This window comes from Pseudomonas sp. CFBP 5748 (assembly GCF_053850495.1).
Window position 1 is genome coordinate 183,404 of sequence record NZ_JBSPTN010000002.1, and the last position, 26,270, is coordinate 209,673.

General features: G+C 63.4%; 31 protein-coding genes. 15 read left to right on the forward strand and 16 right to left on the reverse strand.

The window, feature by feature from the left end:
- Positions 1-10: 10 nt before the first annotated feature.
- The 8 genes from ACWNZ1_RS05470 to norR all read right to left on the reverse strand — a co-directional run bounded on the left by ACWNZ1_RS05470 (position 11) and on the right by norR (position 7,091).
- Complete coding sequence (locus tag ACWNZ1_RS05470) at positions 11-379, reverse strand: putative zinc-binding protein (protein ID WP_280944897.1); 369 nt, start codon at positions 377-379, stop codon at positions 11-13.
- Entirely contained in the window at positions 379-849 is a 471-nt protein-coding gene (gene ubiT, locus ACWNZ1_RS05475) for a ubiquinone anaerobic biosynthesis accessory factor UbiT (RefSeq protein ID WP_135845147.1), read from the reverse strand. Before ubiT ends, ACWNZ1_RS05470 begins: the two co-directional genes overlap by 1 nt.
- Positions 843-1,733 (reverse strand): U32 family peptidase, encoded by an 891-nt coding sequence (locus ACWNZ1_RS05480; protein WP_135845146.1) that lies wholly within the window; start codon positions 1,731-1,733, stop codon positions 843-845. The genes ubiT and ACWNZ1_RS05480 overlap by 7 nt, the downstream gene beginning before the upstream one ends.
- Before the next feature lie 10 nt (positions 1,734-1,743).
- Positions 1,744-2,739 carry a ubiquinone anaerobic biosynthesis protein UbiU gene (gene ubiU / locus ACWNZ1_RS05485; RefSeq protein WP_135845145.1) on the reverse strand — a complete coding sequence of 332 codons (996 nt, stop codon included), beginning with the start codon at positions 2,737-2,739 and terminating at the stop codon, positions 1,744-1,746.
- An 81-nt stretch (positions 2,740-2,820) separates the two neighbouring features.
- Positions 2,821-4,068 (reverse strand): molybdopterin molybdotransferase MoeA, encoded by a 1,248-nt coding sequence (locus ACWNZ1_RS05490; RefSeq protein ID WP_135845144.1) that lies wholly within the window; start codon positions 4,066-4,068, stop codon positions 2,821-2,823.
- Positions 4,065-4,619 carry a molybdenum cofactor biosynthesis protein B gene (gene moaB, locus ACWNZ1_RS05495; RefSeq protein ID WP_135845143.1) on the reverse strand — a complete coding sequence of 185 codons (555 nt, stop codon included), beginning with the start codon at positions 4,617-4,619 and terminating at the stop codon, positions 4,065-4,067. Before moaB ends, ACWNZ1_RS05490 begins: the two co-directional genes overlap by 4 nt.
- A gap of 86 nt (positions 4,620-4,705) precedes the next feature.
- Entirely contained in the window at positions 4,706-5,353 is a 648-nt protein-coding gene (gene pdxH, locus ACWNZ1_RS05500; protein ID WP_135845142.1) for a pyridoxamine 5'-phosphate oxidase, read from the reverse strand.
- Between the two features lie 205 nt (positions 5,354-5,558).
- On the reverse strand, positions 5,559-7,091 hold the full coding sequence (norR, locus tag ACWNZ1_RS05505) for a nitric oxide reductase transcriptional regulator NorR (protein ID WP_456027469.1): 1,533 nt from the start codon (positions 7,089-7,091) through the stop codon (positions 5,559-5,561).
- 160 nt (positions 7,092-7,251) lie between these two features.
- Between norR and ytfE the strand changes: the two genes are divergently transcribed.
- A complete protein-coding gene (gene ytfE, locus ACWNZ1_RS05510; RefSeq protein WP_135845140.1) occupies positions 7,252-7,926 on the forward strand; it encodes an iron-sulfur cluster repair protein YtfE in 675 nt (224 codons plus the stop codon).
- Positions 7,927-8,069: 143 nt separating this feature from the next.
- Here ytfE and ACWNZ1_RS05515 read toward each other — a convergent pair whose 3' ends face one another.
- Both ACWNZ1_RS05515 and ACWNZ1_RS05520 read right to left on the reverse strand, forming a co-directional pair.
- Positions 8,070-8,510: a hypothetical protein gene (locus ACWNZ1_RS05515; RefSeq protein ID WP_256452734.1), complete on the reverse strand. Its 441-nt coding sequence runs from the start codon at positions 8,508-8,510 to the stop codon at positions 8,070-8,072.
- Between the two features lie 13 nt (positions 8,511-8,523).
- On the reverse strand, positions 8,524-9,714 hold the full coding sequence (locus ACWNZ1_RS05520; RefSeq protein ID WP_135845138.1) for an NnrS family protein: 1,191 nt from the start codon (positions 9,712-9,714) through the stop codon (positions 8,524-8,526).
- A 558-nt stretch (positions 9,715-10,272) separates the two neighbouring features.
- Between ACWNZ1_RS05520 and ACWNZ1_RS05525 the strand changes: the two genes are divergently transcribed.
- Both ACWNZ1_RS05525 and ACWNZ1_RS05530 read left to right on the forward strand, forming a co-directional pair.
- Positions 10,273-10,956 (forward strand): Crp/Fnr family transcriptional regulator, encoded by a 684-nt coding sequence (locus tag ACWNZ1_RS05525; protein WP_135845137.1) that lies wholly within the window; start codon positions 10,273-10,275, stop codon positions 10,954-10,956.
- A complete protein-coding gene (locus ACWNZ1_RS05530) occupies positions 10,953-11,153 on the forward strand; it encodes a protein DnrP (RefSeq protein ID WP_135845136.1) in 201 nt (66 codons plus the stop codon). The genes ACWNZ1_RS05525 and ACWNZ1_RS05530 overlap by 4 nt, the downstream gene beginning before the upstream one ends.
- 4 nt (positions 11,154-11,157) lie before the next feature.
- On the opposite strand, the gene ACWNZ1_RS05535 is transcribed toward ACWNZ1_RS05530, so the two are convergent.
- The 6 genes from ACWNZ1_RS05535 to ACWNZ1_RS05560 form a co-directional block, all read right to left on the reverse strand.
- Complete coding sequence (locus ACWNZ1_RS05535) at positions 11,158-12,996, reverse strand: nitric oxide reductase activation protein NorD (protein WP_256452733.1); 1,839 nt, start codon at positions 12,994-12,996, stop codon at positions 11,158-11,160.
- A gap of 117 nt (positions 12,997-13,113) precedes the next feature.
- Entirely contained in the window at positions 13,114-14,541 is a 1,428-nt protein-coding gene (locus tag ACWNZ1_RS05540) for a cbb3-type cytochrome c oxidase subunit I (protein ID WP_135845134.1), read from the reverse strand.
- A gap of 3 nt (positions 14,542-14,544) precedes the next feature.
- Positions 14,545-14,985, reverse strand: coding sequence for a c-type cytochrome (locus tag ACWNZ1_RS05545; protein ID WP_109756147.1), 441 nt, complete (start codon positions 14,983-14,985; stop codon positions 14,545-14,547).
- 278 nt (positions 14,986-15,263) lie between these two features.
- On the reverse strand, positions 15,264-15,521 hold the full coding sequence (locus tag ACWNZ1_RS05550) for a cytochrome C oxidase subunit IV family protein (protein ID WP_135845133.1): 258 nt from the start codon (positions 15,519-15,521) through the stop codon (positions 15,264-15,266).
- A 12-nt stretch (positions 15,522-15,533) separates the two neighbouring features.
- The gene (locus ACWNZ1_RS05555) at positions 15,534-16,118 is read right to left on the reverse strand and encodes a cytochrome c oxidase subunit 3 family protein (RefSeq protein ID WP_256452731.1); all 585 of its coding nucleotides are present in this window, start codon (positions 16,116-16,118) and stop codon (positions 15,534-15,536) included.
- Positions 16,102-16,905, reverse strand: a complete 804-nt coding sequence (locus ACWNZ1_RS05560) for a CbbQ/NirQ/NorQ/GpvN family protein (protein WP_135845131.1) — start codon at positions 16,903-16,905, stop codon at positions 16,102-16,104. Before ACWNZ1_RS05560 ends, ACWNZ1_RS05555 begins: the two co-directional genes overlap by 17 nt.
- Here ACWNZ1_RS05560 and ACWNZ1_RS05565 point away from each other — a divergent pair.
- The 12 genes from ACWNZ1_RS05565 to ACWNZ1_RS05620 all read left to right on the forward strand — a co-directional run bounded on the left by ACWNZ1_RS05565 (position 16,904) and on the right by ACWNZ1_RS05620 (position 26,239).
- On the forward strand, positions 16,904-17,092 hold the full coding sequence (locus ACWNZ1_RS05565; RefSeq protein ID WP_135845130.1) for a hypothetical protein: 189 nt from the start codon (positions 16,904-16,906) through the stop codon (positions 17,090-17,092). The genes ACWNZ1_RS05560 and ACWNZ1_RS05565 overlap by 2 nt on opposite strands.
- Positions 17,093-17,103: 11 nt before the next feature.
- A complete protein-coding gene (locus ACWNZ1_RS05570) occupies positions 17,104-18,783 on the forward strand; it encodes a cytochrome D1 domain-containing protein (protein WP_135845129.1) in 1,680 nt (559 codons plus the stop codon).
- A 24-nt stretch (positions 18,784-18,807) separates the two neighbouring features.
- Positions 18,808-19,116, forward strand: coding sequence for a c-type cytochrome (locus tag ACWNZ1_RS05575; RefSeq protein WP_135845128.1), 309 nt, complete (start codon positions 18,808-18,810; stop codon positions 19,114-19,116).
- Between the two features lie 118 nt (positions 19,117-19,234).
- Positions 19,235-19,564, forward strand: a complete 330-nt coding sequence (locus ACWNZ1_RS05580) for a c-type cytochrome (RefSeq protein WP_135845127.1) — start codon at positions 19,235-19,237, stop codon at positions 19,562-19,564.
- On the forward strand, positions 19,561-20,739 hold the full coding sequence (locus ACWNZ1_RS05585; RefSeq protein WP_135845126.1) for a cytochrome D1 domain-containing protein: 1,179 nt from the start codon (positions 19,561-19,563) through the stop codon (positions 20,737-20,739). The genes ACWNZ1_RS05580 and ACWNZ1_RS05585 overlap by 4 nt, the downstream gene beginning before the upstream one ends.
- A 2-nt stretch (positions 20,740-20,741) precedes the next feature.
- The gene (locus ACWNZ1_RS05590) at positions 20,742-21,200 is read left to right on the forward strand and encodes an Lrp/AsnC family transcriptional regulator (protein WP_256452730.1); all 459 of its coding nucleotides are present in this window, start codon (positions 20,742-20,744) and stop codon (positions 21,198-21,200) included.
- Positions 21,197-21,709 (forward strand): siroheme decarboxylase subunit beta, encoded by a 513-nt coding sequence (gene ahbB / locus ACWNZ1_RS05595; protein ID WP_135845124.1) that lies wholly within the window; start codon positions 21,197-21,199, stop codon positions 21,707-21,709. Before ACWNZ1_RS05590 ends, ahbB (ACWNZ1_RS05595) begins: the two co-directional genes overlap by 4 nt.
- Entirely contained in the window at positions 21,702-22,145 is a 444-nt protein-coding gene (locus tag ACWNZ1_RS05600; protein WP_135845123.1) for an Lrp/AsnC family transcriptional regulator, read from the forward strand. Before ahbB (ACWNZ1_RS05595) ends, ACWNZ1_RS05600 begins: the two co-directional genes overlap by 8 nt.
- Positions 22,120-22,656 carry a siroheme decarboxylase subunit beta gene (gene ahbB / locus ACWNZ1_RS05605; protein WP_135845122.1) on the forward strand — a complete coding sequence of 179 codons (537 nt, stop codon included), beginning with the start codon at positions 22,120-22,122 and terminating at the stop codon, positions 22,654-22,656. Before ACWNZ1_RS05600 ends, ahbB (ACWNZ1_RS05605) begins: the two co-directional genes overlap by 26 nt.
- Before the next feature lie 28 nt (positions 22,657-22,684).
- Entirely contained in the window at positions 22,685-23,881 is a 1,197-nt protein-coding gene (nirJ, locus tag ACWNZ1_RS05610; RefSeq protein WP_135845121.1) for a heme d1 biosynthesis radical SAM protein NirJ, read from the forward strand.
- Positions 23,882-23,918: 37 nt separating this feature from the next.
- Positions 23,919-24,749, forward strand: a complete 831-nt coding sequence (cobA, locus tag ACWNZ1_RS05615) for a uroporphyrinogen-III C-methyltransferase (RefSeq protein WP_135845120.1) — start codon at positions 23,919-23,921, stop codon at positions 24,747-24,749.
- On the forward strand, positions 24,746-26,239 hold the full coding sequence (locus ACWNZ1_RS05620; protein WP_135845119.1) for a nitrite reductase: 1,494 nt from the start codon (positions 24,746-24,748) through the stop codon (positions 26,237-26,239). Before cobA ends, ACWNZ1_RS05620 begins: the two co-directional genes overlap by 4 nt.
- The last annotated feature ends 31 nt before the right edge of the window (positions 26,240-26,270 follow it).

Below are 26,270 nucleotides of genomic sequence, written 5' to 3' on the forward strand. Positions count from 1 at the left end.
TCGCCACGGGTTATCGATCAACGCCTATCATCGGTATCAACCGCTCGAACAACTCGTCCCCCTCCTCTTGCGAACAATCGACCCCGAAACGCTTGCGCAGCCCCAACTGGCTCAAAATCACATGCACATCCGCCGTCAGATCATGCTGCTGCAAACATGCCTGGACGCACTGCAACGGACACCCGTCCAGCGCAATGATCCGCCGCCCCGAGCGCGCCTTGTTGACCAGCGCCGCCACATGCCCGCCCACCCCGACAATACAGGACATCTCCGCCAGGCCGACACGGTCCAGGCGCAGGGCAACGCTGTTGGCCAGTTGCGCGACGTTGGAGCAACCGGAACAGGAATACACCAGAGGCAACACACTCGGGGCTTTCATCACACCGCTGCCAACCCCTTGCCCGCCCGCTCCAGGTTGCGCCATAACCACGGCGGCAAGACCTCCGGATCAAGGCTGTCGATCAAGTTCTTCAGCGCCAATCCCAACTCGGTATCCCCCTCGATGACCAACCGGCGACGAAAGAACAACGTGTCAGGGTCTTCCTGACGGCTGGCCAGCAACAGGAACTCACGCCAGTTGCCGCTGATGGTGACCTGGGCTTCAGCCCGTTCGGCGATGCGCAAGCCATCCCGTGCCAGGGTCAAGTACCAGCACAACTTCAGGTCCGGCACCCGCAGGCACAACCAGCGCCCGCGCAGCACTTCGAATCCGCCATCGCGCACTGGCTCGGCCAGGCAACGATTGAGCGCCTGCTGCAACGCCAATCGCTGCACCACGAACGGCACCTTGCTCACCAGCGGCAACACGCGGTCGGCACCTTTGAGCAGCCACTTCTTCGGACTCAACACAGGCCTGCCTCCTCTACCTTCAACATGCCGGCATGGCCGTGCCAGTAACCGTTGCAACCCTCCACGAACAGCGGTGGAGCCTCGCCCTGGCGCACCTTGTCGAACGCCGTGACCACCTCGGCCATGCCCTGGGCGCGCGGGCTCAGGCGCAGCAGGTCGGCGCCACTGGCCATGAGTGCGTTGTAATCAGCCAGCAGATTCGTCACCTCCCCCGACATCGTCTGGATACCGTTGAGGGTGAACAACTGCTGGCCCTCCTGACTGCTCAACGCCAGACCGTCGGGATAGTTGATGCAACAGAACTGGCAGTCGTCCTTGGGGCGGTTTTCGGCCCGGGCGGTGAAGCAGCGCGCCGAGTAAGCCAAAGGCAGATGGCCGTAGGCAAAAATCTCCACCTCGGGCAGTTCACGGTCCATCTCGCGCACCTGCTCCAGTACATCGCCGATCAGTGCCGCCGAACACTCCACAGGCGGTACCCAACGGATCATGCCGCTGTCGAGCAATTGCCCGAGGGCATGGCCGTTGTACAAGTTCAACGCCGGCCCGCCGACGAAGGGCAATTTGCGCTCGGCGAGGAACTGCACCGCGCCCATGTCATTGGCCTCCACCAACAACTGGCCGTTGTCACACAGGCGTCGCAGCGAGGACAGCTCCGAGGCCGCCTCGATCAGCGTCAGGCTCGACAATACGATCTGCGCCTGACTGCACGCTTGCAGCTCACGCGCCAAGCCCAGCCATTGATCCAGGGAAAATGCCCGGCGCTTGGAACACACGGTTTCCCCCAGGTAAATCACATCCAACGGCAGGGCCGACATCTCGGCGTAGAAATTCCCCAGTTGCGCTTTGTCCCAGTAAAACAGGACCGGTCCCAGGCTGAGTTTCATCGGGTTTCCCTCATTGCCATGATCGATGGTAGGCACCCAGGGTGGTCTGGCTGCCCTCGGACAAACCGGCCAACACCTGGCGCCATTCTTCCTGTACCCGGAACCGTTGCGGCGCGGCCTGGTGTGCGTCCAGCGCGGCGCGCCAGACCCGGGTCACTTGTTCGACATACGCCGGGCTGCGCTGGCGACCTTCGATTTTCACCGCTTCGACGCCAATGGCCGTCAGTTCCGGCAGCAGGTCCAGGGTGTCGAGGCTGGTGGGTTCTTCCAATGCATGGAAACGCTTGCCGCCCACCAGGAAGCGGCCCTTGCACAGGGTTGGGTAACCGGCGGGTTCTTCAGGGGTGTAGCGGTCGATCAGCACCTCGCTCAAGCGGGCACTCAGGCCGTCGGCGTCCTCGCTCCAGCGCACCGCCTTGGCGGGCGAGCAGACACCACAGAGGTTCGGTGATTCGCCGGTGATGTAGGAAGACAAGTGACAACGGCCCTCGGCCATGATGCACAAGCTACCGAAACCGAAGACCTCGATCGGCACCGGGCTGGCCGCCGCCACCTGACGCACCTGGGCCAGGGACAGCACCCGTGGCAGCACGGCGCGGCGGATGTCATAGCGCTCGGCGTAAAAAGCCAGGGCCGCCGCGTGGGTCGCCGAGCCCTGTACCGACAGGTGCAACGCCAGTTGTGGATGGCGCTGGCGGGCGTAGCTGAGCACACCGGGGTCGGCGGCAATCAGCGCGTCCACGCCGAAATCGGCGGCACGGTCCACCGCCCGCTGCCAGCGCTCCCAGCCCTTGGGTTGCGGGTAGGTGTTGACCGCCACATACAGCTTGCGTTGGTGTTGACGGATGTGCGCGACAGCGGCGTCGAATTGCTTGTCGTCCATGTTCAGCCCGGCGAAATGCCGGGCATTGGTGTCATCGCGAAAGCCGACATAGACAGCATCGGCGCCTTGGCGCACCGCCGCTTTGAGGGCAGGCAGATTCCCTGCCGGGCAAACCAGTTGCATGGGGCATCCTCGTGAGAAAACTAAGGGCGCCGCCAGTCTAGCCAGCCCTCCGCTGGCCACCTTGACGGCAATCAATTGCCGTCACTGCATCAGGCTCGCGAACGGCAGATACATCACTTTGTCGTGCTTGTGCACTTGCGCCTGGCACTCCACCACGGCCAAGCCATCGGCCCAGCACGCGGCCGCCAACATGGCCGAACTTTGCTGGGGATGCAGCTCGACACACAACGAGCCGTCGGCGGTCGGGGTCAATTTCGCCCGCAAGTACTGCCGTCGCCGGTTGGGTTTTAACCAGTCAAATCCGGCCGGCACCTGCAACGCTGCGGGCAATACCTCATCCATGCCCTGGGCCCGGAACAGGAACGGGCGCACGACAATCAACGCGGTAATCAGCGCCGCCGACGGGTTACCCGGCAGCCCGATCCAGGGTTTGCCCGCCACCTCGCCAAAGGCCAGGGGTTTGCCCGGCTGGATTGCCAGGCGCCACAGGTCAACGCTGCCCAGGGCTTCGATGGCTTGTTTGAGATGATCCTCCTCACCCACCGACACACCGCCGGAGGTCAGCAGCACGTCGCATTCGGCCGCCGCCAGGCTCAAGGCCTGGCGACTGGCGAGCAGTTTGTCCGGCATGACGCCGTAGTCGTGGACCTCGATACCCCAGCCGCGCAGCAGTGCCGCGAGGCTATGGCGATTGCTGTTGTAGATCTGCCCTGGTGCCAGCGTTTCGCCCGGTTCGCGCAATTCATCACCGCTGCTGAGCAGGCCCACCTGCAACGGTCGATAGACCTCTACCCGGGCAATCCCGGCACCGGCCAGCAACCCCAGTTCCTGGGCCCGCAAGCGTTTTCCGGCCTGAAGCAAACGGTCCCCTCGGCGCACTTCCTCGCCTTCCTTGCGCACATGCTCCCCGCCATTGACCGGTGGCAACCAGACTCGCTCACCTTCCACCCGGCAGCTTTCCTGGGGAACCACCGTGTCTGCCCCCGGCGGCAGCGGCGCGCCGGTGAAAATCCGTACGGCCTGTCCGGACCGCAGCGGTTGACTCGATGCCTGGCCGGCGGCAATGCGCCCGGCCAGGGTCAGGGAACCGCCGGCGGCTGGCAGGTCAGCGGCCCGCAGGGCATAACCGTCCATGGCACTGTTGTCCCATGGGGGCAAGTTCACCGGACAACGGATGTCGGTCGCCAGCACTCGGCCCAAGGCCTGGGCCAGCGCCACCCGCTGCACCGGAGGCGGCAGCGGCGCCTGATCCAGCAAATAGCGAATGGCTTCCTCCACCGGCATCAGCGCGCCGCTGTCACAGGCGCTGCCACACGCGCCGCTGCTCATGAACGCGCCTCACAGGGTTCCAGGGCAATACCTGGCTGCGGCTTGAGGTGGGGGGTGAAATTGCACGGGCCAGTGCGACTGTCCAATTGCCCGGCCAGGATCTGTTCCCAACCGGTCCGGCAAGCCCCCGGCGAGCCTGGCAGGCAGCACACCAGCACACCGTTGCTCATACCCGCCAAGGCACGAGATTGCAGGGTGGACATGCCGATCTCGGCCAACGACACCTGTCGGAACAACTCGCCAAAACCGTCGACGTGCTTGTCCAGCAACGGTGCCACCGCCTGGGGCGTATTATCGCGCGGGGTGAAACCGGTGCCACCGGTCATCAACACCACTTGCACGTTCGGGTCGGCGATCCACTGCGAGACCTGGGCGCGGATCTGGTAGATATCGTCCTTCACCAGCCCGCGGTCGATCAGCACATGCCCGGCGGTTTGCAATAGATCGGCGAGGGTTTGGCCGGAGGTATCGGTGTCGAAACTGCGGGTATCGCTGATGGTGAGTACCGCAATGTTCAGCGGTTGAAAAAGGCGTTGCGTCAGATGGGCCATGGTCAGCCGTCCTGTCAGAAAAGATGGCCCAGCCTGAACCGCATTCGGTGCCGGGCCTATTCCTCCATGGAGGTACCTCCTCGGCGTCAGGGCGCCAGACGCGTGCGCTGCCATACGCCCGCTTGCCGGCGGTAGTCGAGACGATCATGCAGACGGTCGGCGCGGCCCTGCCAGAACTCCAGCCGTTCGGGCCGCAGGCAATAACCGCCCCAATGCTCGGGACGCGGCACCGGTTGATCGGCGAAATGTTGTCCGGTTTGCGCCAGCAAGATCTCGAGGGTGGCACGATCGTCCAATGGACGGCTTTGTGGTGAGGCCCAGGCGCCAAGACGGCTGGCCACGGAGCGGGAGGCGAAATAGGCATCCGACAGCGCCGGGGCGAGCTTGCCGACGACCCCTTCGATACGCACTTGCCGCTCCAGTCCCGGCCAGAAAAAGGTCATGGCCGCCCAGGGATTGGCGGCCAGGTCCTGGCCCTTGGCACTGTCGTAGTTACCGAAAAACGAGAAGCCTTCGCTACTGAAGCCCTTGAGCAACAAGATCCGGCAGTGAGGCCGGCCCTGCCCGTCCACCGTCGCCAGGGCCATGCTGTTGGCTTCCACTGGCGGGCTCTCGGTATCGCGGGCCTGTTGCATCCACAACCCGAACAAGACCATCGGGTCGTCTGGTGCCTGGGCTTCATCCAGACCATCGAGGGTGTACTGGCGGCGCATTTTGGCCAGGGAAAGGGGCATGACGGTGATCTCCCGATAGGTTGGGCCCAGTCTGCGCCTGGCCGCCTGAGCCGACCTTGATCGTTGTCAATGCTGATTCCTGTGTTGAATTTACTGACGCCATCGCGAGCAAGCTCGCTCCCACAGGGTTTTGTGAGCGCCACAGGACGAATGTGGGAGCGAGTTTGCTCGCGATGAAGGCGGCTCGGTCGTGACAGACAAAACGCTACTTGAGCCTCAACCGCCGTGCCAGCTTATGCAGGTTGCTCGGATCAACCTCCAACAGCCGCGCCGCCCCGGCCCAGTTCTGCCCGCAACGCTCCAGGGCCTTGAGGATCGCCTGGCGCTGACAACCATCGACGGCTTCGCTCAAGGGTTGCACGGGCGTATCCAGAGCCTCCAGGGCTTGGTCCGGCATCGCCTGCGCCGACGCTGCACTGGCATTGACGTCCAGATCCAGCACCTGCGGTTCCAGGGTCATGATCAGGCTGCGACTGGCGCCGCGACTCAGTTGCTTCAACGCCGCGCGACTGATCACGTGTTCCAGCTCCCGCACGTTGCCCGGCCAGGAGTACGCCAGCAGCGCCTGTTCGGCCGCCGGTGACAGGCGCAAACCGCGCAGGCCCAGGCGTGTGCGGTTCAGTTCGAGGAAGTGGCCGGCCAGCATCAACACGTCGTGGCCGCGTTCGCGCAACGGCGGGATCGGCACCGGGTAGACCGAGAGCCGGTGATACAGGTCGGCGCGAAACAGGCCGTCACGGATGCTGTCGGGCAAATGTCGGTTGGTGGCGGCGATGATCCGCACATCGACGTGCAGCGGCTTGTCCGCCCCCAGGCGCTGGATCTCGCCATTCTGCAGGGTGCGCAGCAACTTGGCCTGCACGCTCAACGGCAATTCGCCGACCTCGTCGAGAAACAGCGTGCCGCCATTGGCCGCGTCGAACCGTCCGGCACGGTCGGTGGTCGCGCCGGAAAAAGCGCCTTTGACGTGACCGAACAACTCGCTTTCGGCCAGGGACTCCGGCAGCGCCGCGCAATTGACCTGGACCAACGGCTTGTGGCCACGCCGGGACAGGCGATGCAGGCGGCGGGCGAACAACTCCTTGCCGACACCGGTTTCCCCCAGCAACAGCACCGGCAGTTCCGAGTCGGCCAGTACATCCAGCTCGTTGAGCAACTGCTGCAGCCCCTCGCTGCGCCCGAGGATTTCGCCCTCTTCGGCCGGCAGGCGCAGGTCCGCCGGATCACTGCGCGAGGCCCGCAGGCTGCGGTTTTCCTGCTCGAGTCGGGTGACCCGCACCGCCGCCTCGATCTGCAAGGTACAACGCTTGAGCTCCTCGCGAGCGCGGCTGTCGAAGGTACCGGCGTGCAACGCATCGAGGGTGATCGCCCCCCACAGCCGGCCTTCCACGTACAGGCTCACGCCCATGCAGTCGTGCACCGGCAGCGGTTCGCCGACGTGGTTGTCGAGCAAGCCGTCATAAGGATCCGGCAAGCGGCTGTCGGGCTCGAACCAGGTGGGTTCACGCGAAGCCATGATCGCCGCCAGGCGCGGGTGCTGGGCAATCACGAAGCGACGGCCCAACGCCTCGTGAACCAGGCCCACGGTGGCCACGGGCCTGAGGCTGTCATCGTCCAGGCGCAACAAACCCACGGCGCCACTGTTGAAGTATTCGCGCAGGGTCTGCACCAGGCGCTGCAATCGCACGGCATTGGGCAGCTCGACGATCAGGTCGGCGGCCAGGCTTTCACGCAGCATGGTAGTGATGACCCTCCAGGGTTCGTTTGACCCTTCGCAACCAGGGTGACAATCACCCTGGTAAAAAATTAATGCTTTATTTTCAGTCAGTTACATCTGGCACGCTGACTGCAAAGTTCGCTCATCTGTCCCTCCCCGGGATTCAACCCAAGGAAACACGATGAGCCTCGATCTGCTGGAACAAAGCCTCGGCCAACTGGCCTGCGACATTCCCGGTGCCACCCGTACCTTCCATCATTACAACCTCGACTTCTGCTGCGGCGGGCAAAAGTCCTTGCGCGAAGCGGCGCTGGGCAAAGGCCTCAACCCACTGCTGATCGCCGATGCCCTGCGCACGCTGCAAGCCGCCGGGGAGCTGGGCCATGACTGGCGCGACGAGCCCCAGGCGCTGTTGATCGGCCACATCCTGGAACGCTACCACGCCCGCCATCGCGAACAACTGCCGGAACTTATCCGCCTGGCCCGGCGTGTCGAGCAGGTCCATGGTGCGCGGCCCAACTGCCCGAACGGTCTGGCTGATCACCTGCAGGACATGTATCAGGAGCTCGAAGGCCACATGCTCAAGGAAGAACAGGTGCTGTTCCCGATGCTGCAACAGGGCCTCGGCGAACGGGCCTCGGCGCCAATCCAGGTCCTGCGTTACGAACACGACCAGCACGGTGAAGCCCTGGAAACCATGCTCACCCTGACCGACCAGATCACCCCGCCCGCCAACGCCTGCAACACCTGGCGCGCCCTGTATCGCGGGCTCGTGGAGTTTCGTGATGACCTGATGCAGCATATCCATCTGGAAAACAATGTGTTGTTCGTCAACGCGATGAAGCCTGCCCGCTGAACATCAAACACTGAAAACCCCTTGTGGGGGCAAGCCTGCTTCCACAAGGGATTTGTGATATTCACCCTTTTTGCAATCACCTCGGTTCAGTGTGGGAGCGGGCTTGCTCGCTCCCACAGGGGTTCGGTGTTGTATTCTCCCGCTCAAAACTGCCAATAGAACATCGCCTTGGCCAACACCACGATCAGCAACATGTGCCCCAGGATACTGCGACGCAGCCAACTAGCGCGGCCCGGTGTCAGCCGCCCGCGCTTGAGCCAGTACGCCAGCCACAAATAATGGCCGATGATGCTCAGGGCCAGCAGGATCTTCAGGCTCAGCAACAGGCCGAAGCTGTTGTTCAACGGTTGGCTCAATGCACCGCGATGCTGCCAGGCCAGGGCTATGCCGGCGCTGTAAAGCACCAGCACCACACCGTGCAACACCTGCCGCGAACGCTTGGCGATCGCCGGGTCGGCGGCGTCCTTGACGCCTTGGGCCAAGGGCCTGCGGGCGGCATGCCAGATAAAAACCTCGAAAAACAACGTGCCGATAAAGGCGATAGCCGCCAACAGGTGCGTGACCAGCAAGACCCCATACATCATCGATCCCCTCGGCTCATCCCGGATGCCCATCCACCCGGGTCTGCAACAGCATCGGGCCATAACGCCAGGCGTAGAGGCCGAACGCCAACGTCCAGCACAGCGCCGCCAACCACAGCCCGGCCAACGGGAATACCAGCACCAGCAAAACACGGCTCACACACGCCAGGTTCAACAGAATGAAAGCCAGGGTCATGCCCGCTGGCGGCTCAAGGGGGCGCCCGGTATGGCCCAGGCTGACGCGGGCGATCATCGCCAGGATCAGCCCGGCCATGGCCCCGATGGTCAGGCCGTGCACCGCCAGGCTCGGATTCACCGGCACACCGAAGTGCCACAGCGCCATGCCCAGGCACGCCACCGCCAGCCAAGCGTAAGCCAGGTGCAACGACCACAGCAGCGGCACCCGCCACAAATCCCGATCATGCCAACGCACCAGTCGAATCCCGTGCCCCACCGCCAGCGCGACGAACAACAGGCCGACCCAGGCACTGGCCGCCAGCGCCAGACCGAAGGCATACAGCAACGCCACCAGCGCCGAACCCGCCAGCAACAGACGATCGAGCCACGGCCAGGGCGCGACGCCCTCGACCCGACCGAGGCCGCGCTGGGTAAAGAACGGAATCACGCGCCCGCCGATCAGCCCCATCATCGCCGCCACCAGCCACAGGCCGGTGAGCACACTCTGACGTTGCAAGCCCTCGTTGTGCTGCACCAGGCCGTACAGGGATAACGCATCGGCGGCGGCCAACAGCAGCAATACCAGGACAATCGGGTAATTGCGCTTCTGCCGCACGCGCCACAACGTCAGCCCCATCAACACCGCGACCGCCAGGGCGAATCCCAGCTCCAGCACCGTCAGCACTGGCCAGGGCGCATCCACCAACCAGGCCAATCGTGCGCCAAGCCACACCACCGCCAGCGCCGCCAAGCGCTTGCCGCTGAGTCCCGGCGTTCCCGTCCAGGTCTGTACCGCCGTCAGCAGGAACCCGGCAATGATCGCCAGGCCGAAGCCGAACAACAGCTCATGGCGATGCCAGGCCAACCAGCCGCCAGCCGGCTGCCAGGCCGCCAATCGCCCGGTGAACGCCGCGAGCCACAGCGGCACCGCCAGTAGCGCAAGCACACCCCCGGCGAGAAAGAACGGTCGGAACGCCAGGCGCCACAACGGCAGGATGGCCATGGCCTTGCGACGGTCAAGCACTTGCATACACCACTCCTCTGCCTCACCGGGGATCTGGCCCGCCAATGAGGTACGACAAATCAGGGTTCGAATGATCGGTTATCGACGCCAGCAGGCCTTGTCTCAGATCAAGCCCGCGCATCGGCAACCTCCCGTCTCGAACAGGCACTTGCAAGGGGCTTGCCGTTGTGGGAACCAAGCTTGCTCGCGATGAACGATAACGCGGTTCCGCTGTAGATCCCGGTGTCTTCATCGCGAGCAAGCTTGGCTCCCACGAGGGCTCACTCCCACAAAGACTGTAGCTGAAAGGGTATTTATGACCTTTTTATGGTTGTTTTAACCCTATCAGGCCAGGGTCATTTGTACCCACATCGCCTGCATCGCCCCGCGAATCAACGCCCGCCAGCATGGCCCGCGTCTTGCTCAGGCAGGGCATAGACTTTTGCCCGGGGTAATCCATGAAAAATGTCGCGCTGCCACTGACCTGGTTCGTCCTGCTCTCCTGCGTCGTAGCACTGGCCAGCAGCCTGTCCCTGAGCCTCGTCTGAACCCGCTTACTTTCTTGCCACCACAAGGATTCATGCCATGGTGCTCCACCGTGTCCATCACCAGATTCTGCGCAGCCATCACCTGTTCGAGCCGTTGAATGAAGAACAACTCGACGAACTGATGAGCACCAGCCAACTGCTGAATATCGACAAGGGCGATCCGCTGTTCCGCCAGGGCGAACCGGCGCAGGCGTTTTACTTCGTGATCTCCGGGGCGGTGAAAATCTACCGGTTGACCCCGGACGGCCAGGAGAAAGTCTTCGAGGTGATCGGCGAGCGCCAGACTTTCGCCGAGGCGATGATGCTGATGGACACCCCCAACTACGTCGCATCCGCCGAAGCCGTCGGCCCGACCCAGTTGTATCGCCTGTCCAACGCCACGTACATGCGCCTGTTGCACAGCAACAGCCGGTTGACCTTTGCCCTGCTCGGCAAGCTTTGCGTACGCCTGCACCAACGGGTCAACGAGATTGAAACCCTGTCGCTGAAGAACGCCACTCACCGCGTGGTGCGCTATCTGCTGACGCAACTGGTGCGCCTGCAAACCGTGAACAGCCAGTTCGAACTGCCAATGGCCAAGCAATTGATCGCCGGGCACTTGTCGATCCAGCCGGAAACCTTCTCGCGGATCATCCGGCGCCTGATCGATGAAAAGATCATCACCCAGGACGGTCGCCAGATCGCCATTCTCGATCGCCTGCGCCTGGAGCAATTCGAATGAACGCACAGCCCGTCTGCCTGTATTGCCAACAGGCTAATCCCACCGATGAAAGCGAATGTCGCCAGTGCGGCATGCCCCTGCCGGCCGAAGCTGCGTTGGCCGGCGAGCGTCGGCTGCGGCGCTTCGGCTGGTTCTGTGTCGGGCTGACGATCTTCTGCATCGTCATGTTCTTCTGGCTGCCCCGCAGCATCGTCTGAACCCTCAATCCTGCGTCAATTGCCGGTACAACTGCGGCAGCCGCAGCGGCAGTTGTTCGGGCTGACGAATCAAGGTGTAGCCGTTGGCCCCGAACATGTACGGCAGATAATCCCCGGCCTCGCGATCAATAGTGATGCAGAACGGCGTCAGCCCTTGGCGCCGGGCCTCGAGCACCGCTTGGCGAGTGTCTTCCACGCCGTAACGCCCTTCGTAGAGGTCCAAGTCATTGGGCTTGCCGTCACTGAGCAGCAGCAACAATTTGCGCCGCCGCTTGCAGCCCTCCAACCGTTGCGTGGCTTGGCGAATCGCCGCCCCCATGCGTGTGTAATAACCGGGTTTGAGCCCCTGGATCCGGCCCCGGGTGTGGTCGTCGTAGCGCTGGTTGAACGCCTTCAGTTCATGCATCCGCACCTGTTGACGCCGCAGTGAGGAGAACCCGTACAAAGCAAAATCGTCGCCCAGCACCGACAGGGTTTCACCGAACAGCAACAGGCTGTCGCGGATCACATCGATCACCCGGTGTTCGTCGTTGAGGTGGGCATCGGTGGACATCGACAGGTCCGCCAACAGCAGGCAGGCCAGGTCGCGGCGGGTCTGGCGTTGTTCCATGAACAGGCCGCGCTCGCTGCATCGGCCGTGCTGGCGCTCAACGTGAAAATCCAGCCAGGCTTGCAGGTCCAGTTCCGAGCCCTGGGTTTGCTGGCGCAGCCATTGTCGATCGTTACGCAGGTGTTCGAATTGGCGACGCAAGCGCTGGGCCGAGGGGCGCAGGCGCGATGGCAGCGGCTGCGGCTCGCAGTCCCGGGGAATGAAGGTCTGTACGCTGACGAAATCATCCTGCAGCCGTTGCTTGCGGTAGTCCCATTCGGGCAACAGGATGCCCTCGCCCAAGGGGATGTCATCCACATCGGCCGGCGGCAGGTCCAGGTGCAGCTTCAGGCCGCCGCCCTTGCGCAAGCGGGTACGTGACAGGGTCAATTGGTCCAAGTCTTCGGCCACCCGGGCGGCGTCCGGGTCTTCGCTGTCGTCCGCCCAGCGATCCAGGTCCACGTGTTCGGTCCAGCTGAACAGGTTCTCCAGGCGCACGATCAGCAAGCCACCGTCACGACTGGTTTCGTCGATGCGCTCAGCGCGCTTGCGCCCGCCCTGCTGCTCACCCGGCGGCGTCGCCAGGTATTGGTCGGACTCTTCAAGCTCGGCTGCCTGGGGATTGGCCAGATGCTGCGGCGGATACAGCCACAGCGGCAATGGCCAGGCGGCCCGTTCACTGCGTGGAAAATGCTCGACACTGCCTGGTTCGCGCAAGGCTTGGCACAGCGCGCGCTCCAGGGCGGCTTCGGCTGGGTTGAGCGTGGCGGGATCGGGGCGCAGGGACAAATGCGCTTCCACCAGCCGCCGGTAACGAGCGCGCAGCGCCGGGTAGCGCTTCAACACTGCTTGCGTCCAGCGCTGATTGTCCCGCCCCCAGTGCCGCATCGGCCCCGATTGCGCGGCCAGCAACGCAAGCCAGCGATACAGCTCCTCGTTCAGCCCGATATCGGGAAACGCCGCCAGGTTCGCTGGCAAACGCAGGTTGTCGCCATCGCACCAGGCCAGGGGCACTTGCTTGCAGGTGCCGGCGATCTGCTGCAACAGGTTGCGGCGCAGCAGCAGATCGCGGTCGCTGACGGCCTCCACACCCAGGTGAAGCGCACCGCCGGTGGCGCGAAACAATACCTGCAGGGCGCGTTGCCGAGGAATCAGCTCGACCCGTGCCTCGGGAAAATCGACGCTGGCGCGGCGGGTGATGAAACGGTGCCAGACACTGCCGACCCATTCTTCCAGCTCCAGGGTGAATGCCATGGTTACTCTCCTATCGACCCGTTGCAGTGAAGGGACTGACTCGCACCGTTGTTGTGGCGAGGGAGCTTGCTCCCTCCCCACAACAAACGCCCTTGCCACAGGTTCAGCGATGATGATTCACGACGGCACCACCGCCGCCGGTGCGCGCAAGGCCGCACGGCCACGCTGGCGGAAGCTGAACAGGTAGCAGAGCAACCCCGCCAGGAACCCCACGCCACTGACCAGCCGCGCCCAGAACAGCGGCTTCAAATGATCCATCGTGGCCATGAACGGCAAGGCACTACCGTCCGCCATCCAGCGTTGCAACCACACCTGGACGACACCGGCGGCGGTGAGGAACAAGGTGATCATTACCATCGACAGGGTCATCAACCAGAAGCCCCAGATTTCCAACCGCTGGGAACGCTCATCTGCCGCTTCACCCAGCCCACGCAAGCGTGGCATGGCGTAGCTGATCAACGTCATCACGATCATCGCGTAGGCACCGTAGAAAGCCAGGTGACCGTGGGCCGCGGTCAGTTGCGAACCGTGGGTGTAGTAGTTGACCGGGGCCAGGGTGTGCAGGAACCCCCAGACGCCCGCACCGAAGAACGCGGTGACCGTGGTGCCCTTGGCCCACAACGTGGCGGCGCGATTCGGGTGTTGCCGACGACGGTTTTTCACCATGCTGAAGGCGAACACCACCATCGCCAGGAACGGTAACGGTTCCAACGCCGAGAAGATCGAGCCGACCCACAACCAGACCTCGGGTGCGCCTATCCAGAAGAAGTGGTGACCGGTACCAATGATCCCGGTAATCAGCGCCATGGCGATGATCACGTAGAGCCATTTCTCGACCACTTCGCGGTCCACGCCGGTGATTTTGATCAGGACAAAAGCGAGCATCGAACCCATGATCAGTTCCCAGACACCTTCCACCCAAAGATGCACCACCCACCACCAGTAGAACTTGTCACGGGCGAGGTTTTCCGGGTTGTAGAAGGAGAACAGGAAGAACACTGCCAGGCCGATCAACCCGGTCATCATCACCATGCTGACCGTGGTTTTGCGCCCCTTGAGCAGGGTCATGCCGATGTTGTAGAGGAACCCCAGGCACACCACGACGATGCCCATCTTGGTGATGGTCGGTTGCTCCAGGAACTCACGGCCCATGGTCGGCAGCAAGTCGTTGCCGGTGAATTTCGCCAGCGTCGCATAAGGCACCGAGAGGTAACCCAGGATCGTCGCCACACCCGCGGCGGCGAACACCCAAAACAGCACGAGCGCCAGTTTCGGGCTGTGCAGCTCTCGATCAGCCTCCTCCGGAATCAGGTAATACGCCGCGCCCATGAAGCCAAACAGCAGCCAGACGATCAGCAGATTGGTGTGGACCATGCGGGCCACGTTGAAGGGAATCAGCGGGAACAGAAAGTCGCCGACCACGTATTGCAAGCCCATGATCAAACCGAACAGCACTTGCCCCAGGAACAGCATCAGGGCAAACACGAAGTAAGGTTTGGCGACGGCCTGCGAGGCGAATTTCAGATGCGGATTAGCCATGCTCATCTCTCAGCCCTCCTTGTTTGGCGGCCAGCCATTGGTATTGATTTTCGAACTCCACTTGAGGAACTCGGCGATGTCGTCGACTTCCTGCTCGCTCAGGTTGAACTGCGGCATGGCCCGACGGCCCGGGACGTTCAGCGGCTGCATTTTCATCCAGGCCTGCAGGAACGGCTTGAAGGCTTCCTCGCCACCGCGACGGTTGACCACATTGCCCAGCTCCGGCGCAAAGTACGCACCCTCGCCCAGCAGGGTATGGCAGCCGATGCAGTTGTTGCGCTCCCAGACGCCCTTGCCGCGTATCACCGATTCGCTCAATTGCGCCTGGTTGCTGCGCTCTGGAAAGGTCTGTTCCGTGTGGTAGGTCAGGGCCAGGAATATCAGGAAAAAGAACACGCTTCCCCCGAAATAAATATTCCTGGCCATGCCTTTGGTGAAGGTATCTGACATGGTCACTTCCTCATTGCTTGGCGTGTTCATTCTAGGAAGCGAGGGGTCTGAAACCGCTTGATGGCGATCAAGAATCTCCGATGGTTTTAGTCGGTTGTTCGCCCCCCTGTGACTGGGGAGCTTGCTGTGGCGAGGGAGCTTGCTCCCGCAGGGGTGCGAAGCGGCCCTGAAATCTGCCGGCGCGGTGTGTCAGGGGGGGGACTGAGTTGTTGCTTTTGGGGCTGCTGCGCAGCCCTGCGGGAGCAAGCTCCCTCGCCACGGGGACCGTGTTCACAGATTCAGACCGCGGATGTGATGACGATCCCTATCACGCTCGCCAGTACCACCGCCCAACTCAGTACCAACCGCCGCCACAGGCGCGGCGCATGGTGCAGTTCCATGAAGCCGTCGGCGATCAACCAGGCCTTGGCCACCGCCACCGTCAATATGGCGATGGAAACCAGTCCGGTGGCGGCGGCCTGGCCCAGGGCCACGGTGGCGCTGCTCAACACCGCCAGCGCCATCCAACAAACGATCAGAACACGAGAAGCCGACATGGGTATTTCATCTCAATCAAGGATGTAGACCAACGGAAACAACAGCACCCAGACCAGATCCACCATGTGCCAATACAGCACGCCGGATTCCAGCCCGCTGTAGCGCTGTGAATCATAACGACGGCGCCGACAACCCTCGGCCAGCCAACCGAGAATCACCATGCCCAGCAGCACGTGCAGGAAATGAAACGCCGTGAGGATCCAGTACAAGGTGAAGAAGGTGTTGTGCTCCATGCCCAGGCCGCTCGCCAACAGATGGGCGTACTCAGTGAGCTTGATCCCCACATAGCCACAGGCAAGCAACAACGCCACAGACAAAAACAGCGCACCTCGACCCGGCCGGTCCTGCCTGACCTGCTCCTGGGCCAGGGCGGCGAACAGCCCGGTGGTCAGCAGGCTGAGGGTCATCGCCAGCCCCGTGGAGCGGTCGAGCAAGAGCCGACCTTCACTGAACATCTGCGGGTGCAACACCTGGGCGACGGCGAACGCCAGGATCAACAGTGCAAACACTGACAACTCGGCGAGGATGAAAAACCACATCGCCAAGTCCCCCGGCAAACGCCGGGGTGTGATAGCGGTTTCAGCCGAAGTGGACATCGACCACATCCATCAACGCGGCAACCGTCTGCGGGTCATCACTCAAGGGCTCCGCCAGGCACGCCAGACAGGCCTGTCGCGGGCCCATACCGGAACCGATCATGCGCGCCGCAAAAATCAGCAAGCGCGTGGAAGCGACCTCCTCCAGATCATGCTGATCGAGCCGGCGCAGTGCCTGCCCCAGTCGCACCACCTGGGCTGCCAGGGCCATATCAACGCCGGCCTCACGGGCAACGATACGTTCTTCATCGGCAACAGCCGGATAACCAAAGCGCATCGCCACGAAACGCTGGCGGGTGCTGGGCTTCATGCCTTTGAGCAGGTTCTGGTAACCGGGGTTGTAAGACACCACCAGCATGAAGGACCGCGGCGCCTGGAGCACTTCGCCCGTGCGCTCCAGATACAACTGCCGCCGATCATCGGCCAGTGGGTGCAACACCACCGCTGTGTCCTGCCGCGCTTCGACCACCTCGTCCAGGTAACAGATGCCTCCCTCGCGCACCGCCCGGGTCAATGGCCCGTCCTGCCACCAGGTGCCCTGGGCGCCGATCAGGTGACGGCCGATCAGGTCGGCCGCGCTCAAGTCATCGTGGCAGGCCACGGTGTACAGCGGCAGTTTCAGACGGTGGGCCATGTGCTGGACAAAACGGGTCTTGCCACACCCGGTGGGGCCTTTGATCAGCACCGGCATGCCGTGATGCCAGGCCTGTTCGAACAGCGCCTGTTCGTTGTCCTGAGGTTGATAAAAGGGTTCGTCCGGGTGCTGCAAGGTATGGAGAGTGTTCATGACAGAGCCTGATCAGAGAGCGCGATTGCCGGCCACGCTACGGGGCCCTGCGACAACCTGGCAAGGGCTGCGGCGGGCAAACTTGATCGCCGTCAAGCGGCTAACCACCGGCCTGGGCATAGCCTTGCAGCGCACCAAGAATCTGCGCGCCGAACGTCAATTGCAGGGCAGCGCGGGTCACGCCTGAGGAGAAATGGAATGCTGATCAGCCACAAAAAATCGTGGGCCCTGAGGGTCACGGCGCTGTGTACAGCGCTGGTCGCCCCCCACGCCTTCGCCGACCAAACCGCTGCGCCGGAGCAACCCCGCGTGGTCAAGAGCGAAGGCGCGCCGGACCTGAGCCAGGCCGACTTCGACTCGGCCAAGGAAATCTATTTCCAACGCTGCGCCGGCTGCCACGGCGTACTACGCAAGGGCGCCACCGGCAAGCCGCTGACACCCGACATCACCCAGGCACGCGGCCAGCCATACCTGGAGGCGCTGATCACCTATGGCTCGGCCGCCGGCATGCCGAACTGGGGCACCTCCAATGCCCTGAGCAAAGACCAGATCACGGTGATGGCCAAGTTCATTCAGCACACCCCGCCGACGCCGCCGGAATGGGGCATGGCCGAAACCCTCAAGACCTGGAAAGTGCTGGTCAAGCCTGAGGACCGGCCGACCCGGCAACTCAACTCGCTCAACCTGCAAAACCTGTTTTCGGTGACCCTGCGCGACGACGGCAAGATTGCCTTGATCGACGGCGACAGCAAGAAAATCGTCAAGCTGATCGACACCGGTTACGCCGTGCACATTTCGCGCATCTCGGCCTCGGGTCGCTACCTGCTGGTGATCGGTCGGGACGCCAAGATCGACATGATCGACCTGTGGCCGAAGGAACCGACCAAGGTTGCGGAAATCAAGGTGGGCATCGAGGCCCGCTCGGTGGAAACCTCCAAGTTCAAGGGCTACGAAGACAAATACACCATCGCCGGTTCCTACTGGCCGCCGCAGTTCACCATCATGGACGGCGAGACCCTGGAGCCCAAGCAGATCGTCTCGACCCGTGGCATGACTGTCGACACCCAGCAATACCACCCGGAACCTCGGGTCGCGGCCATCATCGCCTCCCACGAGTGGCCGGAGTTCATCGTCAACGTCAAGGAAACCGGCAAGGTGATGCTGGTCAACTACCAGGACATCAAGAACCTCACCATCACCAGCATCGACGCCGCGCCGTTCCTGCACGACGGCGGTTGGGACAGCAGCCATCGCTACTTCATGACGGCGGCCAACAACTCCAACAAAGTCGCGGTGATCGACTCCAAGGAACGCAAGCTCACCGCCCTGGTGGACGTAGGCAAGACCCCGCATCCGGGACGCGGCGCCAACTTCAACCACCCGCTCTACGGACCGGTCTGGGCCACCAGCCACTTGGGCGACGCCGGGGTTTCGCTGATCGGCACCGACCCGGTCAAACACCCGCAATACGCCTGGAAGCAGGTCGGCTCGCTGCAGGGCCAAGGTGGCGGTTCGCTGTTCATCAAGACCCACCCCGAATCCCGTCACCTGTATGTCGACACCACCCTCAGCCCCGACGCCAAGCTCAGCCAGTCGGTAGCGGTATTCAACATCGACAAGCTCGACGCCGGCTACACCGTGCTGCCGATTGCCGAGTACGCCGGTATCAAGAAAGGCGCGTTGCGCGTGGTCCAGCCGGAATACAACAAGGCCGGCGATGAGGTCTGGTTCTCGGTCTGGAGTGGCCAGGAAGACGAGTCGGCGCTGGTGGTGATCGACGACAAGACCCTCAAGGTCAAGAACGTGATCAAGGACAAGCGCCTGATCACCCCGACCGGGAAATTCAACGTCTACAACACCCAACACGACATCTATTGAGCCCCATCAATATGAGGAAAAACCATGAAGCCTATTCTGATTGCCTTGGCCCTGACGGCCGCCTACAGCCTACCGGCGCTGGCACAAGACGGCCCGACGCTGTTCAAGAGCAAACCCTGCGCAGCCTGCCATTCCATCGATACCAAGGTGGTTGGCCCGGCGCTCAAGGAAGTGGCGGCGAAAAACGCCGGCGTCGCTGGCGCGCAGGACCTGCTCGCCAAGCACATCAAGGAGGGTACGCAAGGCAACTGGGGACCGATGCCGATGCCGGCCAACCCAGTGACCGATGAAGAAGCCAAGATCCTGGCTGCGTGGGTGTTGAGCCTTAAATAACTTTGACTGAGAGCATCTCCCTGTGGCGAGGGATTTATGTGGGAGCAAAGCTTGCTCCCACATAACCCCCTCGCCACAAAAGCTGCGCTCGACTTTATTTCTTGATCAGGAGGACGTCATGGAACGACACCGCTCTGCAACCTTGATGACCACCCTCCTCTTTGTTTTCTCCTCCTGTGTGCTGGCCGATCCCGACCACCAGCGCCAGGTGCAACTGCAACACCTGTTGGAACAGGATTGTGGCGCCTGCCACGGCCTGTACATGACCGGCGGCCTCGGCCCAGCCCTGACCCGTGATGCCCTGGCCGGAAAATCCCGAGACAACCTCATCGCCACCGTCACCCTGGGGCGGCCCGGCAGTGCCATGCCCGCTTGGGCGCCGCTGCTCGGCCCCGACGATATCCGCTGGCTGGTGGACCGGCTCCTTCAAGGAAAACCCGCCTCATGATCCGTTCTCTATTGTCCCTTACAGCCACCGCCCTGCTGCTCTCGGCTTGCGCCCAGACACCGCTGCGCGGCACCGGCGATCTCGGCGTGGTGGTGGAGCGCGCCACCGGCAGCCTGCAAATCATCGAAAGCGACACCCGCACCGCCCTCGCCCGCGTTGAGGGACTGGGGGATCTGTCTCACGCCTCGGTGGTGTTCTCCCGTGACCAGCGTTATGCCTATGTGTTCGGCCGCGATGGCGGCTTGAGCAAGGTTGACCTGCTCACCGCACACATCGACCGGCGCATTATCCAGGGCGGCAACAGCATCGGTGGCGCGATCAGTCAGGACGGCAAACTGATCGCGGTGTCCAACTACGAGCCCGGCGGCGTCAAGGTGTTCGATGCCCAGACCTTGGCACAGGTCGCTGACATTCCGGCCACGCCTTTGCCTGACGGCAAGAAACGTTCACGAGTGGTCGGTCTGGTGGACGCCCCGGGGCAGCGCTTCGTGTTCAGCCTGTTCGACACCGGCGAAATCTGGACCGCCGACTTCAGCCAGGGCCACACGCCGCGCATCGAACGTTTCACCGCCATCGGCCAGCAACCCTACGACGCGTTGATCACCCCAGACGGGCGTTATTACATGGCCGGGCTGTTCGGTGAGGACGGTATGGCGCAACTCGATCTCTGGCACCCGGAACACGGCGTGAAACGGGTGCTGGGGCAATACGGACGCGGCGAGGCCCGCCTCCCGGTGTACAAGATGCCCCATCTGGAAGGCTGGGCCCTGGCCGACCAACAAGCCTTCGTGCCCGCCGTCGGCCATCACCAGGTGTTGGTGATGGACGCGAGCAACTGGCAGCAGCGCGATGCCATCGCCGTGGCCGGCCAGCCAGTGTTTGTCACGGCACGCCCGGACGGCCGGCAACTGTGGGTCAACTTCGCCTACCCGGACAACGATCGCGTGCAGGTCATCGACACCCAGACCCACGCCATCGTCGCCGACCTGCGACCGGGGCCGGCGGTGCTGCACATGGAATTTACCGCACGGGGTGACCAGCTGTGGCTGTCCGCACGAGATGGCGCTGAGGTGCAAGTCTGGGACCCTTATCGCCTCGAACGCCTGGGCAGCCTGCCGGCCCTGAGCCCCAGCGGCATTTTCTTCAGCAGCCGCGCACACAAACCGGGGTACTGACCATGACATCGAGTTCACTGGCCCGGCGCCTGATCGATCAATTCCAGCACGGCATGCCGCTGTGCGCCGAACCCTATCGGGCCATGGCCGATGCCCTGGGCTGCAGCGAGGCGCAAGTGCTCGAATGCCTGCAACACCTGCAAGTGGCCGGCTCCTTGTCGCGAGTCGGCCCAGTGTTCGAACACACCCGGGCCGGCGCCAGCACCCTCGCCGCCCTGGCGGTGCCCGAGGACCGCTTGCATCAAGTCGCGGCGCGCGTCAGCCAATACCCGGAAGTGAATCACAACTACGCCCGGGAACATCGCTACAACCTCTGGTTCGTGCTGACCGGCCCTGACCGCGCACACCTGGACAACATTCTCCAGGAGCTGGAAAGCGACACCGGCCTCACACCACTGGACCTGCCCATGCTGACCGCCTACCGCATCGACCTGGGCTTTGCCCTGGAGGCCACCCCATGAACATCCCCTTGAACGAGCAACAGTTACTGACGCTACGCCGCCTGCTGGAAGCCGGCCTGCCCCTGGCCGCACGGCCCTTCCAGGTCCTGGCCGAGCAGATCGATGCCAGCGAGCAACACGTCCTCGAACAGATGCAGGCTTGGCATGAACAAGGCCTGTTCCGGCGCGTCGGCCTGGTGGTCAACCATCGCGCTTTGGGTTTCGCCGCCAACGCCATGCTGGTGCTGGATGTGCCGGACGCACTGGTCGATGAAGTCGGTCGTCGCCTGGGCCAGGCGCCGGGCATCAGCCTTTGCTATCAACGGCCGCGGCGCTTGCCCCAGTGGCAATACAACCTGTTCTGCATGATCCACGGGCGCCAGCGTGACCGCGTGGAAGCCCAGGTCCAGGCGTTGCTGCAAGAGCATTTGCTCGACGACCTGCCCCACCAGTTGTTGTTCAGCACGCACCTGTTCAAGCAATGCGGCGGGCGCTTCGCCCCACCGGCCGGAGCCTGCCTCAATGGATGATCTCGACCGTCGCCTGATCAACCGCCTGCAACTGGGCCTGCCACTGGTGCGGCATCCCTGGCAGGCCCTGGCCCGCGAACTGGACAGCAGTAGCAGCGAATTGCTCGACCGCCTGCACGAATTGCTCAACGACGGCGTCCTCACCCGCTTCGGTCCGATGTTCGACATCGATCGCCTGGGCGGCGCCTTCACCCTGGCGGCGCTGGCGGTGCCCGAGCCGCGTTTCGACACCGTCGCCGAGCTGCTTGGGGCCATGCCCGAGGTGGCCCACAACTACCGCCGCGAACACACCTGGAACATGTGGTTCGTGCTCGCCTGCCCCAGCGAACAAGCCATCAGCGACACCCTGACGCGCATCGAGCATCTGACCGGCCTGGTGCCGCTGAACCTGCCCAAAGAGGAGACCTACCATGTCGGCCTGTATTTCCCGGTCTGAGTCATTGCTGCGGCCCCTGCCTCGGTTGGATGAAACACCTCTGGCGCTGCGGCTGGTGGAACTGACCCAGGCCGGCCTGCCCTTGCTCGAAGACCCCTGGGCCTGGCTCGCGGAGCAACTGGGGCTGAGTGTGGAATCCACGCTCGATTTGCTCAAGCGCCTGCAGGCCGAAGGCGCGATCCGTCGCATCGCCGCCGTCCCCAATCACTATCGCCTGGGTTATCGCCACAACGGCATGACCGTCTGGGACGTGTGCGATACCGACATCGCGCGCCTCGGTGCCCTGCTGGGCGCGCAGCCTTTCGTCAGCCATTGCTACCGCCGTCCGCGCCGGCCCCACTGGCGTTACAACCTGTTCGCCATGGTCCATGGCCGCAGCCGCGAAGAAATCGACAGCTACCGCGAGCACCTGCGCTACCTGCTGGGTGACGCCTGTGCCGCCGACGACATGCTGGTGAGCAGCCGCATCCTGAAAAAAACCGGCCTGCGCCTTTCGCCCACCTTGGGCTGAACCGGCACGTCGGCCGAAGGAGCACGTTATGTTGAGGATCAGCCACTACCTGCGGGCCCTGGCCGGCCAATGCGCTGCCCCACGCGTAGCATCACCGGGCAGCAGCCGGCCGCCCGTGGTGATCTGGAACCTGCTCAGGCGCTGCAACCTGACCTGCAAGCACTGCTACGCCACGTCCGCCGACAGCGTGTTTCGCGATGAGCTGGACACGACGGCGGCGCTGCAGGTCATCGACGACCTGCATGACGCCGGCGTACGTGTGTTGATCCTTTCCGGTGGCGAACCGTTGCTGCGCGAGGACCTGTTCCAGCTCAGCGCCTATGCCCGCGACAAAGGCTTTTTCCTCGCCCTGTCCACCAACGGCACGCTGATCAACGCGTCCAACATCGAACAGATTGCCGCGGCGAACTTCGATTACGTGGGCATCAGCATTGATGGCCTGGAAGCCACCCACGATGAGTTCCGGCAACTCAAGGGCAGTTTCGCCAGTTCCATGGCGGCCATCCGGCTCTGCCGTGAACGCGGGATCCGCGTCGGGTTGCGCACCACCCTCACCCAGCAAAACCATACCCAGCTGCCACGGCTGCTGGACTTGATGACTGAATACGACGTGCAGAAATTCTACCTGTCGCACCTCAACTACAGCGGCCGGGGCAAGCGCAGCCGCAAGCTCGACGCCCTGCAGCAGATGAGCCGCGAAGCAATGACGCTGATTTTCGAGCGGGCCTGGCGCGATGTCGAGCAGGGTCGTGAGAGTGATTTCGTCAGCGGCAACAACGACGCCGATGCAATCGTGCTGCTGCAATGGGTCGCCCGGCGCCTGCCCCAGCACTACACCGCACTGGAGCAGATGCTGCGGGCCTGGGGCGGCAATGCTTCGGGCAGCGGCATCGCCAATATCGACAACACCGGCGAGGTCCATCCCGACACTTATTGGTGGCAGCACTCGGTGGGCAATGTCCGCCAGACCCCGTTCAAGACCCTCTGGCTCGAGCGTCCCGATGCCCTGCTGCTGAAACTGCGTGAGCACCCACGGGCCGTGAGCGGTCGCTGCGGACAATGCCGCTGGCTGGCGATCTGCAACGGCAATACCCGCACCCGTGCCTGGGCCGACGGCGACCTGTGGGGCCAGGACCCGGGCTGCCACCTCAGCGATGAAGAAATTGGTGTGCACGCGATTCCCAGCGTTGGGATTCCCAGCACTGCGTTGCCCTGCGCCCGATAACCCAATGGCGAACCTGATGCCAAACCAAGGAAGTCCCATGCCAGCCCCCCTCGTTTTGCCCGCTGCCCTGCAATCGTTCCTCAGACCGGGGGAAGTCGCCCTGGTCGGCGCCGGTCCCGGTGACCCGGGCCTGCTGACGTTGCGCGCCTGGAGCCTGTTGATGCAGGCCGACGCGGTTGTCTACGACCGCTTGATCAGCCCGCAACTGCTGAGCCTGATCCCGTTGACCTGCGCCCGACATTACGTCGGCAAGGCCGCCGGTTGCCACAGCCTGCCCCAGGCGCAGATCAACGAGCTGCTGGCCGAGCTGGCGGACCAGGGACAACGGGTGGTCCGACTCAAGGGCGGCGACCCATTCATTTTCGGTCGCGGTGCCGAAGAACTGGAGTACTTGCTGGCCCGTGGCATCGATTGCCAAGTGGTGCCCGGCATCACCGCTGCGGCCGGTTGCAGCGCCTACGCCGGCATTCCGCTGACCCATCGCGACCTGGTCAATTCCTGCCGGTTCATCACCGGTCATCTGCAACGCGAAGGCGATTTGAGCCTGCCATGGCAAAGCCTGGCGGATGACAGCCAGACCCTGGTGTTTTACATGGGGCTGTCGAACCTGGGCACCATTGCTGCGCGGCTGATGGAGGCAGGCCTGGCGGCCGACACCCCGGCGGCGTTGATCAGCAACGGCACCCGCCCCGACCAACAGGTGCTGCGTGGCACCCTGCGGCAATTGCCGGGCATGGCGCTGCAATGCTGCGAAGGCCTGCCGACGTTGACGGTGATCGGCAAGGTCGTCGGCCTGTTCGCCCATCAAATGCTGGAGCATCCGGCGCGTCTTCACCCCATCACACAGGCCCTGAAGGTGGCGCTATGAAGCGCTGGTGGCTGCCACTGCTGTGGATCGGCGCGGCCCATGGCGCGGTCACCCGCGACGTGGATCTGCAACTGGCCGAGCGTGACTACCAGCAGCATTGCCAACAATGCCACGGCGTCAATCGTATCGGCGGCACCGGGCCGGCGCTGTTGCCCCAGAGCCTGAGCCGGATCAAGCCCGCCGAAGTCCGCCAGGTAATTGAAAACGGCCGGCCGGCCAGCCAGATGGCGGCGTTCGGCACGGTGCTGGAGCCGGCGCGGATCGACGCCCTGGCGCTGTACTTGCAGCGCCCCCTCGCCGTCGAGCCGACCTGGAATGAGGACGACATTCGCCAGAGCCATCGGCTGCTGGCCGACGTCGCCAGACTGCCCGACACCCCTCAGCACAAGGCCGATCCGCTGAACCTGTTCGTGGTGGTGGAGGCCGGCGATCATCACATCGACGTGGTCGACGGCGATCGCTTCGAGGTCCTCGCACGTTTCGCCTCGCACTTCGCCGTGCATGGCGGGCCGAAGTTTTCGCCGGATGGGCGCTTCGTCTACCTGGCCTCCCGGGACGGCTGGATCAGCCTGTACGACCTGCACAACCTCAAGCTGATCGCCGAGGTACGGGCCGGGCTCAATACCCGTAACCTGGCGGTGAGCAAAGACGGCCGCTGGGTGTTGGTGGGCAACTACCTGCCCGGCAACCTGACGGTGCTCGATGCCCGCGACCTGTCACTGGTCAAGACCCTCCCAACGGTGGGCCGCGACGGGCAAGCTTCGCGGGTCAGCGCGGTCTACACAGCCCCACCGCGCAACAGCTTCATTGTCGCGTTGAAGGACGTCAAAGAAGTTTGGGAACTGTCCACCGGACCGAGCCCGGACTTCGTGCCCAGGCGTATCGAGACCGAGGATGATCTGGACGACTTCTCCTTCTCGCCCGACTACCGCCAATTGCTCGCCACCTCGCGCAAGGCCCAAGGCGGCCAGGTGATCGACCTCGACTCTGGTCGTGTCGTCACCGACATCGCGTTGCCGGGCATGCCGCACCTGGGCTCGGGCACTTATTGGAAGCGCGATGGGCACTGGGTGTTCGCCACGCCCAATATCAGCAAGGGGCTGATTTCGGTGATCGACTTCAACACCTGGAAAGTCATCAAGCAGATCCCCACCCTGGGGCCGGGTTTCTTCCTGCGCAGCCACGTCAACTCGCGCTATGCCTGGACCGACGTGTTCTTCGGCCCGGACAACGATGCCATCCACCTGATCGACAAACAGACCCTGGAAATCGCCCACACCCTGCGCCCGATGCCCGGCAAAACCGCCGCCCACGTCGAATTCACCCGCGACGGCCGATACCTGCTGCTGAGCATCTGGGCCACCGACGGCGCGCTGATCGTCTACGACAGCAACACCCTCCAGGAGATCAAGCGCCTGCCCATGAACAAACCTTCGGGCAAGTACAACGTCGGCAACAAGATCGAATTTGCCGAGGGGACATCGCACTAGCGATAAAAAAACTGTGGGAGCCGAGCCTGCT

Bases quoted from the DNA above. Each gene is read 5' to 3' on its own strand.
- ACWNZ1_RS05470 (WP_280944897.1), bottom strand. From the start codon at position 379: ATGAAAGCCCCGAGTGTGTTGCCTCTGGTGTATTCCTGTTCCGGTTGC.
- ACWNZ1_RS05480 (WP_135845146.1), bottom strand. From the start codon at position 1,733: ATGAAACTCAGCCTGGGACCGGTCCTGTTTTACTGGGACAAAGCGCAA.
- ubiU (WP_135845145.1), bottom strand. From the start codon at position 2,739: ATGCAACTGGTTTGCCCGGCAGGGAATCTGCCTGCCCTCAAAGCGGCG.
- ACWNZ1_RS05490 (WP_135845144.1), bottom strand. From the start codon at position 4,068: ATGAGCAGCGGCGCGTGTGGCAGCGCCTGTGACAGCGGCGCGCTGATG.
- moaB (WP_135845143.1), bottom strand. From the start codon at position 4,619: ATGGCCCATCTGACGCAACGCCTTTTTCAACCGCTGAACATTGCGGTA.
- pdxH (WP_135845142.1), bottom strand. From the start codon at position 5,353: ATGCCCCTTTCCCTGGCCAAAATGCGCCGCCAGTACACCCTCGATGGT.
- norR (WP_456027469.1), bottom strand. From the start codon at position 7,091: ATGCTGCGTGAAAGCCTGGCCGCCGACCTGATCGTCGAGCTGCCCAAT.
- ytfE (WP_135845140.1), top strand. From the start codon at position 7,252: ATGAGCCTCGATCTGCTGGAACAAAGCCTCGGCCAACTGGCCTGCGAC.
- ACWNZ1_RS05515 (WP_256452734.1), bottom strand. From the start codon at position 8,510: ATGATGTATGGGGTCTTGCTGGTCACGCACCTGTTGGCGGCTATCGCC.
- ACWNZ1_RS05520 (WP_135845138.1), bottom strand. From the start codon at position 9,714: ATGCAAGTGCTTGACCGTCGCAAGGCCATGGCCATCCTGCCGTTGTGG.
- ACWNZ1_RS05525 (WP_135845137.1), top strand. From the start codon at position 10,273: ATGGTGCTCCACCGTGTCCATCACCAGATTCTGCGCAGCCATCACCTG.
- ACWNZ1_RS05530 (WP_135845136.1), top strand. From the start codon at position 10,953: ATGAACGCACAGCCCGTCTGCCTGTATTGCCAACAGGCTAATCCCACC.
- ACWNZ1_RS05535 (WP_256452733.1), bottom strand. From the start codon at position 12,996: ATGGCATTCACCCTGGAGCTGGAAGAATGGGTCGGCAGTGTCTGGCAC.
- ACWNZ1_RS05540 (WP_135845134.1), bottom strand. From the start codon at position 14,541: ATGAGCATGGCTAATCCGCATCTGAAATTCGCCTCGCAGGCCGTCGCC.
- ACWNZ1_RS05545 (WP_109756147.1), bottom strand. From the start codon at position 14,985: ATGTCAGATACCTTCACCAAAGGCATGGCCAGGAATATTTATTTCGGG.
- ACWNZ1_RS05550 (WP_135845133.1), bottom strand. From the start codon at position 15,521: ATGTCGGCTTCTCGTGTTCTGATCGTTTGTTGGATGGCGCTGGCGGTG.
- ACWNZ1_RS05555 (WP_256452731.1), bottom strand. From the start codon at position 16,118: ATGTCCACTTCGGCTGAAACCGCTATCACACCCCGGCGTTTGCCGGGG.
- ACWNZ1_RS05565 (WP_135845130.1), top strand. From the start codon at position 16,904: ATGACAGAGCCTGATCAGAGAGCGCGATTGCCGGCCACGCTACGGGGC.
- ACWNZ1_RS05560 (WP_135845131.1), bottom strand. From the start codon at position 16,905: ATGAACACTCTCCATACCTTGCAGCACCCGGACGAACCCTTTTATCAA.
- ACWNZ1_RS05570 (WP_135845129.1), top strand. From the start codon at position 17,104: ATGCTGATCAGCCACAAAAAATCGTGGGCCCTGAGGGTCACGGCGCTG.
- ACWNZ1_RS05575 (WP_135845128.1), top strand. From the start codon at position 18,808: ATGAAGCCTATTCTGATTGCCTTGGCCCTGACGGCCGCCTACAGCCTA.
- ACWNZ1_RS05580 (WP_135845127.1), top strand. From the start codon at position 19,235: ATGGAACGACACCGCTCTGCAACCTTGATGACCACCCTCCTCTTTGTT.
- ACWNZ1_RS05585 (WP_135845126.1), top strand. From the start codon at position 19,561: ATGATCCGTTCTCTATTGTCCCTTACAGCCACCGCCCTGCTGCTCTCG.
- ACWNZ1_RS05590 (WP_256452730.1), top strand. From the start codon at position 20,742: ATGACATCGAGTTCACTGGCCCGGCGCCTGATCGATCAATTCCAGCAC.
- ahbB (WP_135845124.1), top strand. From the start codon at position 21,197: ATGAACATCCCCTTGAACGAGCAACAGTTACTGACGCTACGCCGCCTG.
- ACWNZ1_RS05600 (WP_135845123.1), top strand. From the start codon at position 21,702: ATGGATGATCTCGACCGTCGCCTGATCAACCGCCTGCAACTGGGCCTG.
- ahbB (WP_135845122.1), top strand. From the start codon at position 22,120: ATGTCGGCCTGTATTTCCCGGTCTGAGTCATTGCTGCGGCCCCTGCCT.
- nirJ (WP_135845121.1), top strand. From the start codon at position 22,685: ATGTTGAGGATCAGCCACTACCTGCGGGCCCTGGCCGGCCAATGCGCT.
- cobA (WP_135845120.1), top strand. From the start codon at position 23,919: ATGCCAGCCCCCCTCGTTTTGCCCGCTGCCCTGCAATCGTTCCTCAGA.
- ACWNZ1_RS05620 (WP_135845119.1), top strand. From the start codon at position 24,746: ATGAAGCGCTGGTGGCTGCCACTGCTGTGGATCGGCGCGGCCCATGGC.